Here is a 15,485-nt window from a genome sequence, read left to right as displayed (position 1 = left end):
TCGTTTCATTTGCAACGAATTTTAGGGGCAACAAATACACAGCGCTGACCGCGGCATTTTCAAGAGGACCATCATGAGTGAATCAACATTGATCCGGGCCACAAACACCCAAGGCATCACACCTGGTTACATGCCAGGATTTGGCAATGATTTTGAAACTGAAGCCCTACCAGGCGCGCTGCCAGTCGGCATGAACAGCCCACAGAAATGCGCCTATGGTTTGTACGGTGAGCAACTGTCTGGAACAGCTTTTACTGCCCCAAGCCACCAAAACGAGCGCTCTTGGTGCTACCGCATCCGTCCTTCCGTAAAACACATCGGTCGGTTCGAAAAAATCGAAGTACCAATGTGGAAATCTGCTCCAAACGTAATTGAGGATATTACCTCACTTGGTCAGTACCGCTGGAACCCAATTCCACACGCGAAAGAGGGTGCAACTTGGATTACCGGTATGCACACCATGACCACCGCTGGTGACGTATACACACAGGTTGGTATGGCCAGCCACGTCTACATGGTCACAGAGTCCATGGTTGATGAGTACTTTTTCTCAGCCGACTCAGAGTTGCTGGTTGTGCCACAAGAAGGTCGCCTGCGGTTCTGTACCGAGCTTGGTGTGATCGAGATTGAACCAAAAGAAATCGCCATCCTCCCACGCGGGCTGGTCTATCGTGTCGAAGTTATTGATGGACCGGCCCGTGGCTTTGTCTGCGAAAACTACGGCCAGAAACTTGATCTACCTGGCCGTGGCCCAATTGGCGCGAACTGCATGGCCAACCGCCGCGACTTCAAAACTCCGGTTGCTGCATTCGAAGACCGCGATGCACACTCCCGCGTTGTGATCAAATGGCAGGGCCAATTCCACGAAACATTTATCGACCACTCTCCACTGGATGTGGTGGCTTGGCACGGTAATTACGCGCCTTGCAAATACGACCTTCGCGATTACTGCCCAGTCGGATCAATTTTGTTCGATCATCCTGATCCATCAATCTTTACAGTTTTGACAGCTCCATCAGGCCACGAGGGCACCGCGAACATCGACTTCGTGCTGTTCCGTGAACGCTGGATGACCATGGAAAACACCTTCCGTCCACCTTGGTACCACAAGAACGTCATGTCTGAATTGATGGGTAATATTTACGGCGAATATGACGCGAAACCAGACGGCTTTGCGCCCGGTAGCATCAGCTTGCACAACATGATGCTAGCCCATGGTCCAGACAAACAAGCATTTGATAAAGCAACACACTCAAACCTTGGCCCGGAGAAACTGGAGAACACAATGTCCTTCATGTTTGAAACGCGCTTCCCACAACACTTGACCGAATTCGCTGCAAAAGAAGCACCCCTACAAGACGATTATATTGATTGCTGGGACAACCTAGAAAAGCACTTTGACGGCACGCCTGAAGGCAACTGGAAACGATAAGGATATATGATGACTTTGCTCAAAAGCTGGGTATCCAGCGCAAATAGTGCCGAAACTGAATTCCCATTGAACAACCTGCCATATGGCGTGTTCTCAACGGGTGGTGCGGCAGCCTGCGGCGTCGCAATCGGCGACCAAATCTTAAACGTAACGGCACTCGAAGCTGCTGGAAAACTAACACTTGCCGGTGGCCCATTGCTGCAAAAGGCTGCGTGGAATGACGTAATGGCTGCTGGCCCTGCTGTTTGGGACGCCCTGCGCACCACATTGCAATCGGCTTTGGCTGAAGGCGCTGCAGAAGAAGCTACTTTTGCTCCTAACCTGGTCGCACAGGCAGATGCCACAATGCACATGCCGTTTACCGTTGCAGAATACACCGACTTCTACGCAGGTAAAAACCACGCGATGAACGTGGGCACCATGTTCCGTGGCCCTGAAAACGCATTGCCGCCAAACTGGCTATCAATCCCAATCGGCTACAACGGTCGCGCGTCGTCCGTCGTAGTGTCCGGCACAGACGTTGTGCGTCCAAATGGTCAGCTCAAAGGCCCGAATGACGAGCTTCCTCGCTTCGCACCAAGTGCACGTTTTGACATCGAGCTAGAGATGGGTGCCATCGTTGGTACAGCTTCTGATGGCATGATCTCTGTCGATCAGGCAGACGATAACATCTTTGGCTATGTCCTTCTTAACGATTGGTCCGCGCGCGACATCCAAGCTTGGGAATATCAGCCGCTCGGCCCATTCCAGGCAAAGGCGACGGCAACGTCAATCAGCCCTTGGATCGTGACAAGTGCGGCCTTGGAACCATTCCGCACAACAACACCAGAACGCGAGCGCCCATTGCTGCCGTATCTGACCGAGTCCAAACCGATGCTATATGACATCGACCTCGAAGTTGCCCTGCAACCCGAAGGCAAAGACGAGACAATCGTTGCGCGTACAAACTACAACGAAATGTACTATTCCGCCGCTCAACAGCTATGTCACCACACAACATCCGGCTGTTCCATGCGCGTTGGTGACCTTTTGGGGTCCGGTACAATTTCAGGCCCGGAAAAAACCAACCGCGGCTCATTCCTTGAACTCAGCTGGGGCGGCAAAGAGCCACTTACTTTGGACACCGGCGAAACCCGCAGTTTCCTCGAAGATGGCGACACCGTAGCCCTGCGCGGCTCTGCCAAAGGCGACGGCTACCGTGTCGGATTTGGTGACGTTACCGGCAAAATTTTACCAGCTCCGGCCGTGCCTGACTGGGCAAAATAATCTCTTGCCCCAAAGACGGGGCACATAGCGAACTTAGGACACCGGCACCGCCGGGAATGGAGACCGAAATGGCTACAGCATTTGCCTCTGCAGGCGACTTAGAAGAAAAGAAAATCAGCTTTACCAAAGTGGGCGAAGGTCTTTACGCCTTCACCGCTGAAGGTGACCCAAACACCGGCGTGATCATCGGCGACGAAAGCGTGATGATCGTCGAAGCACAAGCAACACCACGTTTGGCGAATAAAGTTATCGAATGCGTTCGCACTGTAACTGACCTGCCAATCAGCCACGTTGTTCTGACCCACTATCACGCCGTTCGCGTGTTGGGTGCATCCGCTTACGGCGCACGTGAAATCATCATGTCTGACGTTGCCCGCTCTATGGTTGCGGAACGTGGCCAAGAAGATTGGGACAGCGAATTTGACCGCTTCCCACGCCTATTCCAAGGCCACGAAGAAATCCCAGGCCTGACATGGCCAACCACAACATTCAGCGACAGCCTGACAGTGTACCTCGGCAGCCGCCGCGTAGACATCATGCACCTTGGTCGTGCACACACAGCAGGCGACGCTGTGGTTTGGGTTCCTGATCAGGAAGTCATGTTCACTGGTGACATCGTTGAATATCACTCTGCATGCTACTGCGGCGACGGCCACTTTGGTGACTGGGCAGACACGCTCGCAAACATCGCATCCTTCGAGCCAAAATCCATCGCTCCAGGCCGCGGCGACGCGCTGGTTGGCCCAGAAATGGTGGCAAAGGCATTGGCAGCAACAGAAGATTTCGTGCGCTCTACCTATAAGCCAGTTGAACGCGTTGTGGCCCGTGGCGGCAGCCTAAAAGAAGCATGGGATGCAGTTCGCGCAGAATGCGATCCAAAGTTCAAAGACTTTGCAATCTACGAGCATTGCCTGCCGTTCAACGTTGCGCGTGCCTATGACGAAGCACAAGGCATTGATACCCCACGTGTTTGGACCGCTCAGCGCGACAAAGACATGTGGAATGCACTTCAAGGCTAATCAGAACACGATGACGGGAGGATCTCAGATGATTCAAGATCGGTACACACTGGCCTTCAAACTCTATCCCTATGAGCGGTCGGTCGATCAAGATGCGGTAACACCTGTACGTCATCCCGTTGTGGTGATGGGCGGCGGTCCCGTTGGACTCGGGACCGCCCTCGATCTGGGGCGCCAAGGCGTCCCAGTTGTCCTGCTGGACGACCACGAGGGCATCGGAATGGGCAGCCGTGCGATTTGTTTCGCAAAGCGCACATTGGACATTGCGGATCGCTACGGCTGTGGCGAAGCTATGGTCGACAAGGGCGTCGTATGGAATGTTGGCAAGGTATTCCATGATGACCGCCAAGTATTTGACTTCAACTTGTTGCCCGAAGAGGGCCACAAGAACCCAGCATTTATCAACTTGCAACAACCGTACTTTGAAAAGTTCTTGTACGAACAAATCGAAGCGGCCGTCGCCAACGGCGCGCCGATTGATATCCGCGGCAAAAACCGGGTTGATGCTGTTAAACAACATGACGGCTACGTCGAAATCACGGCCATGACACCCGAAGGCCCCTACACACTTGAAGCTGACTGGATGATTGGCTGCGACGGCGCAAGTTCGCCATTGCGTGGCATGCTGGGTCTCGACTTCGAGGGCCGCATTTTCCAAGACAGCTTCTTGATCGCCGACATTCGTATGAAGGCAGAATACCCAACAGAACGCTGGTTCTGGTTTGAGCCATATTTCAAGTCTGGTGCTTCAGCCTTGCTGCACAAACAGCCGGACGACGTGTGGCGCATCGATTTCCAAATCGGTTGGGATGCTGATCGCAAAGAAGAGATGAAAGAAGAGAACATTCGTAAGCGCCTGGACGCCATGCTTGGCGAAGGGATCGAATACGATATCGTGTGGTCTTCGATCTATACATTCCAGTGCAAACGCATGGAAACCTTCCGCCATGCAAACGTGCTCTTCGCAGGCGATGCTGCGCACCAGGTGTCACCGTTCGGTGCACGTGGCGCAAACTCTGGCATGCAAGATGTCGACAACCTCGGCTGGAAACTCGGACTCGTGATAAACGGCAAAGCGCCTGAATCGCTGTTGGATAGCTATTCCGAAGAGCGCGTCTATGGCGCCGATGAAAATATCCTAAACTCGACGCGAGCGACCGATTTCATCACGCCAAAATCCAAAGTCAGCCACACGTTCCGCAACGCGGTTCTCGACTTAGCGCAGCAGTTCCCCTTTGCGCGCCCGATGGTGAATTCAGGTCGTCTGTCCCTGCCATGCACATATGATGATCTGTCTCTAAATGGCCAAGATGCCTTAACGGGCGGTCCAACGCGCACACGCGTTGGCAGCCCTTGCCCAGATGCACCTCTACAAGACAAGCATTTGCTATCATTGCTGGGGGATGAGTTCATCCTTCTGACAATCAACGCCGACGCGCCCGATAGCCTAGAGGACGAAGGGATTTCCATGCGTCGTGTGGCTCTGACTGCAGAAGATGACGCAACAGGCATGCTTTCGGAACGTTATCTCGGCGAAGCAAAGTCAGGTGTTTACTTGATCCGCCCAGACCAACACGTCGCGGCCCGTTGGAGCACTTTCGATGAAACGTCCGTACGCGCCGCGCTACGCAAAGCCTGTGGCAAGGAGTAAACCATGTCTAACCTGATCACAGACCCAAACCTGGTAAATGCTGATAACACCTATGCTCAACTGATTGACGCCCACGAAGGCCTGTCAGACGAGCAAAGCCAAGCATTGAATGCACGCCTCATCCTCGTTCTGATTAACCACATCGGGGACGACGCCGTCATCCAACAAGCCCTAGCCGCTGCAAAATCAATCGGCCAAAACAACTAAAAAATAGGGCCGACATCTCAACAGAGAGTCGGCCCTATTTTAACTCCACAAGAGCGCTTAGTAATCACGCTCTAAGAATATCCCAATACTGCTATCACCTTCTGACGACACGCTACCACGCGCGGTCAAGCCGGGTGTCAAATCCAAGTTCAGCTGCAGCTCGACTTCGCCACCAGACCCGATTTCCACATCCGAATACACATTCTCAGAAATGTAACGACCAACGCGCAACTGTGTCTCACCGGTCTCATCCGTTGTCAGGTCAAAATCATCTACACCTAAAGACTTGCGCAACACGCTCGTCAGAGTCTTCCCTCCTGCAAGACCAGAGATCGTATCGACCAATTGTAACGCCTGTACCGGCGACAGGCTGGTCGAGGCCCGCCCAAACAACAACCGCGCCAAAATTTCATCTTCGGGCAGGCTAGGCACCGATTCAAACCGCAGTTCCGGCTCTGACACCAACCCCTCTAGCACCACCGAAATAACCGTGTCCTCAACGGTCGTTGACGACACCAACCGCACATAAGGGTCAAAGCTACCCCGCAAAAAGATCGACGCTTCTGACAAATCAAACCGCTGACCCTGCAAGATGAACCGCCCCCGGATCAGATCAAACTGACCAGAGGCCACAACATCCTGACTGGTGCCGCCAATACGAATACCGCCACCCAATTCCGCATCTAATCCACGTCCTCGGATGAAGATTCGAGAGGGCGATTGAATATCCAAATCCAACCCAATCCGCGGCCCCGCCCCAGACCCTTTGCTTTTCAACAAGCCCGCCTTGCGCCGCGTCGCCCGCTGCGCCGTTGTTTCACCAATATGCCTGATCTCCGGGATCGGTTCGGCTGATCCAAACGCGATCCCCTCAAGGAAAATATCGGTTTGGCCCAAGATCAATTGCCCAGACAATTGGCTATTTTGTGCCAACTCGCCAGACAATCGCAACGACCCGCGATCAACCTCGGTCTCAAACGCATCTGCATCTTGATACCGCAAACCCGCCAAAGCGATGTCAAATGACCCCGGCAAGGCCGGTCGTGACACATCAACCGATCCGTTCACCGACAGCGTACCGCCGCCTTGCGGCGTGCCATCCACAGACACTTGCACCCGCGCGCCATCAATACGGCCATCTACCGAAACATCATCAATGCTCACACCCAAAGACGGATCAAACAACCGTAGACCTCGGCCCGTAAATGTCCCTGAAGTCGACGCAAGGGTAGGGGCCCCGGACACATTCAAATCAAAATTCGCAACCCCGCGCACAGACCGCGGCGCCACAATTGGATCAGATAACGCAAGAGGCAACGATCCAACCGCTGACAAAGCGACCGCTTGGTTCGGCAGCCCAATGCGCCCCGAAACATCCGCTCGCAATCCGCTAATACCCTGCGCCTCGGCGCTTACATTCCACGGCATATCCTCTGCAGCGCGCGACAAGGCCGCCGTCAACGAAACACCGCCGGGCAGGGCCTCACTGATCACAGCTGCACGCCGCAATTCCGATGTCACATTCAATCGGCTCGGGCCCGAGGATAAAACACCCTTCGCCTGTGCAGACAGCTCGCGGCTATCAACAGCTAAACTTCGCAATTCCAATCCGTTTTCGTCACGCACAACATCTGCCTGCAACGTGCTCTTGCCGGCCAGAAGCTGATCCGCAATTGGCTGCGCTAAACTCAGGTCTTGCCCCTCGGCCGTCAGGGTCACGTCAAACCCACCTGACAATAGCTCAACATCACCCGCCAGCTGCGCCGTCAGAGCACCAGATAAACGCTGTCCAGCAACATCCGAAAATGGCGTTAGGTCAGGCAATAAACCATCAACCTCCAGCCCGACTGAAACCTTGCTATCCGCCGCAGTGATCCGCGCATCGCCGGTAAAGGATGCGGTATCGCCAGAAAACCGAATATTCTGCAATTTCAGCGGATCACCACGTTGCCAATCAGCCAACAAGCGCAACTCTGCATTCGACCCTATTGCAGCCTGAAGTGCATTATCCTGTAACGCTAACCCCGCCAACTGCGCCGCAACAGAGGCCTTAACGGATGAGGCATCGACCGGATCAATTGTACCATCAAACGCCAAGGTTCCGGTCGCGACATTCGCCTGCGCTGTACGTAAGTCACGAAATGAAAACTGACCATCCCACGCCGCACCTTGGGCCGCATCAAACCGCAGATCGACCTTGGCCGCCCCAACATCAACCGGCGATCCGGACAAAGGTAGCCGGATCAATCCTTGGTCAGCCCGACCCAATCCACCGCGCAAAGAAAAGCTTTTCGGCTGCCCATCTGCATTCAGTTCCGCAGCACCAGTCAAAGCCATCGCTGCCGTCGTAACGGCGAAATACTCAACCGACACTCCGCCCGTCGCGATGTTCACAACATCACCTTCGAACGAAACTTTAGGCCCAAAGAACTCCTGATATTCCGGCAAAAACAGCGCGCTCAAATCGCCCGAAACCCGCGCAGAAATCCGTTGATCACCGCTTTCAACCCGCGTTGAAACGATCTCACCCGCCATCCGCGAAACGCCATCTGTTGACAGGTCCAAATCAACCGTCAAAGCATCCAGCGGACCCGCACCCTCGGCCACAAATTCTAACGCTGGTGCTCCGGGAAGATTTGCCAAGGTCGCCAAAACACCCTTAGCATCCTCTTTGATCTTCAAGGACAGGTCCAGATCTTGCGTGGCATTGTCATAGGCAGCCGCCAAAGTGAATTGCCCCTCGGGGCCATCCAATCGCGTAATTTCAAAAGCCGCGCTGCCGTTTCCTTCGGCAAGGTCGGCGTTACCAGACGCCGTTGCCAATAGCGCCAAACCCATGACATCCACGCCAAGCGCTAACTCCTCAAGCTCCAGCGCACCCAACCGCACAGAAACCGGCAATTCTGGCAAAGCAAACGGCGTGGCTTCTGGCGAAACGGCAGCCGCGTCACTCACTGGCAAACGCGTCAGCTCAACCCGCTTGGCCTTCAGGCTGTCAATTTCCAACGCACCGCGCAGCAGGGCAGATCGCGTCCAAACCAGCTCTGCATCCGTGATCGTCAACCAAATCCCATCAGCATCAGCAATCGTCAGTTTTGTCAGGCTGGCAGTCGAATTCAAAGCGCCCTGAAAGCCTTCAATCCGCACCTCGCGCGCGTTGCCATCTGAAAGCGTATCCTCAAGCAACAACACCAGCCGAGACCGCTCTTCGGCCGGCTCTTGCCCCCAAACCACGCTACCCCCAAGGCAGATCAAACCTATGACCAAAACCCGCATCAAAACGACTGTCCAATCCCGATGTACAAGGCAACATTCCCGCCAGACCCAGCCCGCCGGATCGGCGTTGCCACATCCACGCGAATAGCCCCAATCGGGGTCTTATACCGCGCCCCAATCCCGATACCTGCGTGCCAATCACCGGCACCCGCCAAAAAGGAATCCGTTGCGACATAGCCCGCATCCGTAAACACCGCCGCACCCCATTTATCCGTAATATCCCGGCGCACTTCCAACGAAACCCCAGCAAAGCTGCGCCCCCCCGTTTGAACACCCGCCTGCGTCGCGCCCAGTGACTGGTAGCTCAGCCCGCGCACCGTGGAGGACCCACCCGAAAAGAACAACCAATCCGGGGGAAGGGAGGTAACATCGCCCCCCTCAATCGTGCCAAACTGCAACCGTCCCGCCAACCGTGTCTTTCCCGACGCCCCAAGCGAGACATAACTCCGCGCATCCAACGTCGCCCGCGCGCCACCACTGCTTGATGCAATCACAAATGGCTGCACACCCGCACTCAAATACCAACCCTTGCGCGCATCCAGCGCCACATCCCGCGTATCCCACGTGATTTCGGTTGGAAATGAAATCAACGTCACCCGCCGAGTTGATAAGGAATCCGTGATTTTTGACCGGTCAATCTCAACGCCGACAGACCCCGTCACTTGCTTAGAAAAGCGATGCGTTAGGGTCGCCGTGACATCAATACTGTCCTGCTGAAAACTCGGCTCATCCAAGCTTTCCAACTGCAACCCCAGACCCAGCGTCGTATCCGCCGTAAACGTCGCCGGCCGTGAAAACTGCACACCGGCCACATAGTCCGCACCGCCACTATCGCCCCCGATCCCGCTAATCTCGGCATCAAACCGCAATCGTTCAGCACCGCCAAACACGTTGCGATGCAACCAAAACCCGCTCAGTGTTAGCCCTTCTGTTGACGCAAGCTCAGCCCCAAATCCAAACCGCCGCAATGGCGCTTCCACAAACTCCGCGTCCACATCCAAAACGCCATCCGCAGACAACACACCCTCTCTCAGGGACACAGACGAAAACGCCCCAGTATCGCGCAATCGTTCTGCCACACGCTCGGTCGTATCGGGGTGAAACCGCTCATCTTTGGGTAGGCCAGCAATGGCCCGCACGCGTGCGGGCCGCATCCGTTCCAACCCAGTTGGCTTCAATTCCCCAAACCGCGCCACTTGCCCCGGCGTCAATCGAATATCCGCGTTCAATACAGCTTGGCGATTATTGGCCGTCACAGTTTGCCCAGCCACTTCAGCTTTCGCAAACCCCTGTGCGCGCCAATCCTCAATGCCCTGCGCCACAGCCCGTCGCAACAATGGCGTCGTCGCAACTTGTCCGGTGGCAAATCCCTCTACCGGGGCCGTCCCCGGTGCCAACGGCGCAATCACCGCACGGCCCAGTTTGAACGGCTCACCAGACTCAATGCGAATATCGACGTTCTTCACAGACCGAACTTTCGCAAACGGTGAAATAGAGGCCGCCTCGACCCCATCCAAGCGGATCGAGATCACCGCACCAAAATAACCACGTTCGTACAAGGCCGCCAACAATCGGCTATACTCAGCCCGCGCCGTCGCAATCAAATCCTGTGCAGGAATGGCCGCTACTTGTTCGGCCGACGCCAATTGCGAATTCGCCATCAGCGCACCTTTCAACGAAGCCTCCGGAGACTGAACCTTAAACTGTACGTCCCCAATAGATTGGGTCGCCAAAAGGCAGATGGCAAATGCCAGCTTAATAAGGAAAGAATGACGCATTGATGGATCCCAAAAGGGCGATACTAAAGACAGCTCCAACTTATGCGGCTTGTCCGCAATGCGCCATACACAACTTCGGCGACGCTACGCATATAATGATGATTATGTGAATTTAATACCTAATTCACTCGCCAAACAATGCTAGTCAATATCAGTCCGCAAACTCGATCCCACAGGCGGTTTACGTTTTGGATCGCGTTGCAAGGCCATGACAAAGCTAATGATTTCGGCAACAACTTCCCAATGTTCAACAGGTACTGGGCTGTCGACTTCAACCACATCATACAACGATCGTGCCAGTGGCTTGTTCTCAACAACCGGCACTTCGTGTTCTGCCGCCAGAATTCGAATTTGCCGCGCCATCAAATCCGTACCCTTCGCCACGCAAACCGGCGCCACATCGACACCCTGTTCATATTTCAAGGCCACCGCAAAATGTGTCGGGTTGGTCAAAATCACGCTTGCGGTCGGCACCGCTGCCGCAATCCGTTGCTGGGCCCGCTGACGCCGCAATTGTGCCCGCTTGCCTTTGATCATCGGATCACCTTCGGACTCTTTCATTTCGTCCTTGATCTCTTTCATCGACATCATCTGCTTACGTCGCCAATCAAAGCGCCGCCAAAGGATGTCCACGATTGCCACGGGCACAAGAAACATCGCAGCAGCGATCAGCAGCTTACGCGTAGCATCCGCCATATATCCGGGCAGATGTTCTGGGATAAATCCGGGCGAAGCCCAAATCCCACGCACCGCAGTATTCGTCACCCACAGCGCCAAGCCACCAACAACCAAAACCTTAATCAAGTTCTTCACAAACTCGACCAAAGTGTTGGCCGAAAACTGGCGTTTTAGACCCTCTTTCACCGAAATCTTAGATAATTTAGGTTTTATCCGATCCAGCGCAAACACTGTTTCGCCTTGGATCAACACCCCAAACAACGCGCCGGCAATCAACAGGCCAAAGATCGGCACCAAGGCGGCTGTCACCCGTGCGATGAACTCCCAGAACACTGTGCCCAAGGTCGCCACGCCGGGGCGTTCAACACCCACATGAATACGGCCCGCGTTGTCGACCAATGTCGCCAATGCATCAACCAAAGCCGGTGCTTGCCATTGCAGGCCAAAGGTCACAATCCCGATCATCGAAACGACAACCATCATGTTGCCGGTCTCACGCGAATTGGGCACGTCGCCTTTCTTGCGCGCGTCACGGAGCTTTTTCTCGGTGGGCTCCTGGGTCTTACTACTTTGGTCTTCGTCAGACATGCGTCAGAACCTAAAGGTGCCGAACCACGTAACAAGTTCAGCCAAGAAAAACTCGATCATAGAGGGTGCAGCCACAGCAAGGACGATCAAACCTACGCCAATCAAAATGGCGGCTGCGACAAAGAAAACTGGCAACTGCGGCATCATCCGGTTCGCAAGGCCCATGCCAAGGTTCAGGATCACACCCATCACAAAAAAGGGTGCCGCAATAGAGGCCCCAATGTAAAGGCTGCGACTGGCCGCATGCACAATCTGCTGTGCCAAATCACCCGCCATGATCACGCCGGGCGGAAAGACTGTATAGCTTTCCATCAACCCACGCAGAATGATGTGGTGCGTGTCGGTGATGAACAACAAGGCGACCGTGGCGACCAGCAGCAGCGTCGCCATCAACGTCGCGCCTTCGAACGATCCAAGCGATGGGCCAAAAGCGTTCGCCAAACCCGACACCTGCCCCACCTGATAGCCCGCGAATTGCATCGCTGACAAAAGCGTTCGCGCGGTCAGGCCAATCCAAAGGCCAATCGTTGCCTCGGCCAGCAATAACAAGAACATCGCCGATGGCGTATCCGGCTGACGGTCAACCACGGGCACCACAGGATACAGCGCAAGACACAGAACCAAAGCAAACGACAGCCGTGCCCGCAGCGGAATTTGTGTCTCGCCAAACCCCGGTAGGAACAACATCGCGCTGCCAATGCGCGCGACGACCAAAATGTATCCGAAAATCAGCGTCGCAATGTAGCTGTCCAGCGTCATCGCTTATGGACCAATCGTCGCCACGGTCTTCAACGAGGCCTTACGATGCACTTCGTTATGCGAAATCACCTGCGTCATCGGGCTAACCCGCTCTAGGATCGACCGCACATAGGGCCGCGTATCCGGCGCCACCAATAAAGCCGGCCATTGATCACTCGCCGCGAACTGCTGAATCTCTTTACGCACCGCCAGCACAAAATCCTGCACCCGCTGCGGCGACATAATAAAGTTCACCTCTTCACCGTTCCGCGAAATTGCGTTCTGCATTTCCATTTCCCAAGTCTGTCCCAGCGTCACAACTGGCACATACCCGTTCTCATCCACAAGCGCTTGGCAAATCTGCTTACTCAACTGCGCCCGCACATGTTCAACGATGATCTTCACGTTCTTCGTTGTCCCAGACGCCTCGGCAACCGCCTCAATAATCTTCGGCAAGTTCCGAATAGACACCCGCTCTGACAACAACGCCTGCAACACATGCTGCATCAACACCATCGGCGCGTTGTTGGAAATATCGCTCAGCAGCTTCTGATATTCCTTCGTCTGCCCCTCAACCAACTCCTGCGTTGACGCATAGGTCAGCAGCTCCGGCATGTGTTCTTTGATCACTTCCGTCAGATGCGTCGTCACCACGCTCTCAGGATCAACCACCGTCATCCCCCGCGCTTCCGCTTCCGAAGCACGGCTCTGATCCACCCAAATCGCGTTCAATCCAAACGTCGGCTCCCGCGTGCGTTCACCCGGAATATCCACATCCGCACCATTCGGCTCAATGATCATCATCGCCCCCGGCCGCAATTCACCGCGCGCCGTTTCAACACCATGCAAGGAAATCGCATAGGTCATCGCCGGCAGCGTTGTGTCATCCTTGATCCGCACAGGCGGGATCACATAGCCAAAATCCTTGATGAACAGACTGCGCAGGCTCTTCACCTTCCCAGGCAGTGCCGCATCGGCCGAGGTGATTAGCGGCACCAACGCCGCCCCCAAATCCAAACGCAGATCATCCAGCTTCAGCATTTCCTGAATTGGATCAACCGGCGTTTCGCCCGCCTTTGCCTTGTCCGCCTCTTCAGAAACACGGTCTTTTTCCTGCTCCGCCAATTGGCCCTGCATGAAATAGCCCAACGCCCCCATGGCGCCGGCCAATCCCGCAAACACAAGGAACGGAAACCCCGGCATAAACCCAACCGCAAAGCACAACGCCGACGCCATGTACAAAGCCCGTGGGAAGTTGCCCAATTGCTTCAGAACCGCTTCGTTCGCTGCACCCTTGGTGCCGCTCTTTGTCACCAACAAACCAGCCGCTAACGAAACGATCAGCGCTGGGATTTGCGACACCAGACCATCACCAATGGTCAGAACCGTGTAGTTATTCGCCGCCTCGCCAATCGACAAGCCGCGGCTGGTGACGCCAATCAAAATACCGCCCACCACGTTGATCAACGTAATGATCAGGCCGGCAACCGCGTCCCCGCGCACAAACTTCGACGCACCGTCCATCGCACCGAAGAAAGAGCTCTCTTCCTCAAGCTCCGTCCGCCGCGCCCGCGCTTGGTGCTCGTCAATCATGCCCGCGCCAAGGTCGGCATCAATCGCCATCTGCTTACCCGGCATCGCGTCCAAGCTAAACCGTGCCGCGACTTCGGCAATTCGGGTCGAACCCTTGGTAATAACGATAAAGTTGATGATCACGAGGATCGAGAAGATCACGATCCCGATGACAAAATCACCACCAACGATGAACCGCGAAAACCCTTCGATAACCTTACCAGCCGCCGCCGTTCCGTTGTGCCCTTCGCTAAGGATCAGCCGCGTTGACGATACGTTCAACGACAGCCGTAACATGGTCACAACCAGCAACAGCGTCGGGAAAGAGTTAAAATCCAGCGCCCGTGGAATCCACAAGGCCACCATCAAGATCAAGACAGACAAAGACAGGCTCGCCGCCAATCCGAAATCCAACAGGATCGGGGGCAGCGGCACAAACAACATGCCCAAAATCATCACAACGCCAAGCGCAAAGGCGACGTCGCGGTTTGCCATCAGACCGGCAATATTGCCGCCGGCTTTTGGGGTATCTGTATCACTTACGGCCATAATACCTCAGAACGCCTCGCGATATTGCGGCAAGATCGGTTGCAGCGGAGCGTTGGAATAAATTGAATAGTTAGAACCAGCTTCTCCACCCCAGAAAACGGGTGGTGCTTTCACTTCTGGCACGACGGCTTGAACCACTTGTACCGCACCAACTTGGCCGGCAAGCGCGCTTAGGCGCGCAAAGTCACGCGCGACCACGCCTTGGTTTCGGGCCAAGCTAGCCAAATAGCGTTTCTGATATTTCTCAGTTGCCGAATGGTAGCGCCCCGCCGCTTTTTGCCAGCTGCCTGTTTGTTTTTTCAGGCTCAGCAAAAACCGCGCCGCATAATCGGCATTCAACATAGGATCAAACGCGGCGTCTTGATGCGGGAACTGATCGCCGTGCCAGCGCAAATTGACCTGCATACAGCCAACGTCAATGCTGTTGATCCCCTGCCCCTGCTTTTCCCGCACCCAATCCTGCGCCTCTTGGCGTGTTTTGAAAAATGCGCCTTCACCATTTGCGTTAACCGTCCATGGCCACACAGCCAAACCCGCTGGACCTTTGCGGCCCGCTTCCTGAATACCAATCGACAACAGCAAATTGTCAGGAATGCCATAGCGCTGCTGCGCACCAAGAATAGCCGCAATACACCTTGCACCTGTTGTTTCGGTTTGGACTGGAACGGCCAAGGATTGATTTTGGGGAGCCTTGCTGGTGTAAAAGCCGGAAAATAGGTCAGCCTGCGCGA

11 protein-coding genes are annotated in these 15,485 nt (G+C 55.0%); 5 read left to right on the top strand and 6 right to left on the bottom strand.

Annotated elements, in window-relative coordinates:
* The first annotated feature begins 73 nt into the window (after positions 1-73).
* The 5 genes from hmgA to Q4544_RS13510 all read left to right on the top strand — a co-directional run bounded on the left by hmgA (position 74) and on the right by Q4544_RS13510 (position 5,575).
* On the top strand, positions 74-1,432 hold the full coding sequence (gene hmgA, locus Q4544_RS13530; protein WP_303507100.1) for a homogentisate 1,2-dioxygenase: 1,359 nt from the start codon (positions 74-76) through the stop codon (positions 1,430-1,432).
* Positions 1,433-1,441: 9 nt separating this feature from the next.
* The gene (gene fahA, locus Q4544_RS13525; RefSeq protein WP_303507097.1) at positions 1,442-2,698 is read left to right on the top strand and encodes a fumarylacetoacetase; all 1,257 of its coding nucleotides are present in this window, start codon (positions 1,442-1,444) and stop codon (positions 2,696-2,698) included.
* Positions 2,699-2,766: 68 nt separating this feature from the next.
* Positions 2,767-3,717, top strand: coding sequence for an MBL fold metallo-hydrolase (locus tag Q4544_RS13520; RefSeq protein ID WP_303507095.1), 951 nt, complete (start codon positions 2,767-2,769; stop codon positions 3,715-3,717).
* 28 nt (positions 3,718-3,745) lie between these two features.
* Complete coding sequence (locus Q4544_RS13515; RefSeq protein WP_303507093.1) at positions 3,746-5,368, top strand: FAD-dependent oxidoreductase; 1,623 nt, start codon at positions 3,746-3,748, stop codon at positions 5,366-5,368.
* A gap of 3 nt (positions 5,369-5,371) precedes the next feature.
* A complete protein-coding gene (locus Q4544_RS13510) occupies positions 5,372-5,575 on the top strand; it encodes a DUF2783 domain-containing protein (RefSeq protein WP_303507092.1) in 204 nt (67 codons plus the stop codon).
* Between the two features lie 57 nt (positions 5,576-5,632).
* On the opposite strand, the gene Q4544_RS13505 is transcribed toward Q4544_RS13510, so the two are convergent.
* From Q4544_RS13505 to Q4544_RS13480, 6 genes are all read right to left on the bottom strand, one after another.
* Positions 5,633-8,851, bottom strand: a complete 3,219-nt coding sequence (locus Q4544_RS13505; protein WP_303507090.1) for a translocation/assembly module TamB domain-containing protein — start codon at positions 8,849-8,851, stop codon at positions 5,633-5,635.
* A complete protein-coding gene (locus Q4544_RS13500) occupies positions 8,851-10,629 on the bottom strand; it encodes an autotransporter assembly complex family protein (protein WP_303507088.1) in 1,779 nt (592 codons plus the stop codon). Before Q4544_RS13500 ends, Q4544_RS13505 begins: the two co-directional genes overlap by 1 nt.
* A 141-nt stretch (positions 10,630-10,770) precedes the next feature.
* On the bottom strand, positions 10,771-11,895 hold the full coding sequence (locus Q4544_RS13495; protein WP_303507086.1) for a flagellar biosynthesis protein FlhB: 1,125 nt from the start codon (positions 11,893-11,895) through the stop codon (positions 10,771-10,773).
* A gap of 3 nt (positions 11,896-11,898) precedes the next feature.
* Entirely contained in the window at positions 11,899-12,654 is a 756-nt protein-coding gene (locus Q4544_RS13490) for a flagellar biosynthetic protein FliR (protein WP_303507084.1), read from the bottom strand.
* 3 nt (positions 12,655-12,657) lie between these two features.
* A complete protein-coding gene (gene flhA, locus Q4544_RS13485) occupies positions 12,658-14,754 on the bottom strand; it encodes a flagellar biosynthesis protein FlhA (RefSeq protein ID WP_303507082.1) in 2,097 nt (698 codons plus the stop codon).
* Between the two features lie 6 nt (positions 14,755-14,760).
* Positions 14,761-15,426 (bottom strand): lytic transglycosylase domain-containing protein, encoded by a 666-nt coding sequence (locus tag Q4544_RS13480; RefSeq protein WP_303507079.1) that lies wholly within the window; start codon positions 15,424-15,426, stop codon positions 14,761-14,763.
* Between the last annotated feature and the right edge of the window lie 59 nt (positions 15,427-15,485).

The sequence above is a fragment of the Cognatishimia sp. 1_MG-2023 genome, assembly GCF_030548175.1.
Classification (GTDB): domain Bacteria; phylum Pseudomonadota; class Alphaproteobacteria; order Rhodobacterales; family Rhodobacteraceae; genus Cognatishimia.
The sequence above is the reverse complement of the archived record's forward strand: the minus strand, read 5'-3'. Positions and strand labels throughout refer to the sequence as shown.

What these genes read in the sequence shown, in the direction of transcription:
- hmgA (WP_303507100.1), top strand. Translation starts at nt 74, where the DNA reads ATGAGTGAATCAACATTGATCCGGGCCACAAACACCCAAGGCATCACA.
- fahA (WP_303507097.1), top strand. Translation starts at nt 1,442, where the DNA reads ATGACTTTGCTCAAAAGCTGGGTATCCAGCGCAAATAGTGCCGAAACT.
- Q4544_RS13520 (WP_303507095.1), top strand. Translation starts at nt 2,767, where the DNA reads ATGGCTACAGCATTTGCCTCTGCAGGCGACTTAGAAGAAAAGAAAATC.
- Q4544_RS13515 (WP_303507093.1), top strand. Translation starts at nt 3,746, where the DNA reads ATGATTCAAGATCGGTACACACTGGCCTTCAAACTCTATCCCTATGAG.
- Q4544_RS13510 (WP_303507092.1), top strand. Translation starts at nt 5,372, where the DNA reads ATGTCTAACCTGATCACAGACCCAAACCTGGTAAATGCTGATAACACC.
- Q4544_RS13505 (WP_303507090.1), bottom strand. Translation starts at nt 8,851, where the DNA reads ATGCGGGTTTTGGTCATAGGTTTGATCTGCCTTGGGGGTAGCGTGGTT.
- Q4544_RS13500 (WP_303507088.1), bottom strand. Translation starts at nt 10,629, where the DNA reads ATGCGTCATTCTTTCCTTATTAAGCTGGCATTTGCCATCTGCCTTTTG.
- Q4544_RS13495 (WP_303507086.1), bottom strand. Translation starts at nt 11,895, where the DNA reads ATGTCTGACGAAGACCAAAGTAGTAAGACCCAGGAGCCCACCGAGAAA.
- Q4544_RS13490 (WP_303507084.1), bottom strand. Translation starts at nt 12,654, where the DNA reads ATGACGCTGGACAGCTACATTGCGACGCTGATTTTCGGATACATTTTG.
- flhA (WP_303507082.1), bottom strand. Translation starts at nt 14,754, where the DNA reads ATGGCCGTAAGTGATACAGATACCCCAAAAGCCGGCGGCAATATTGCC.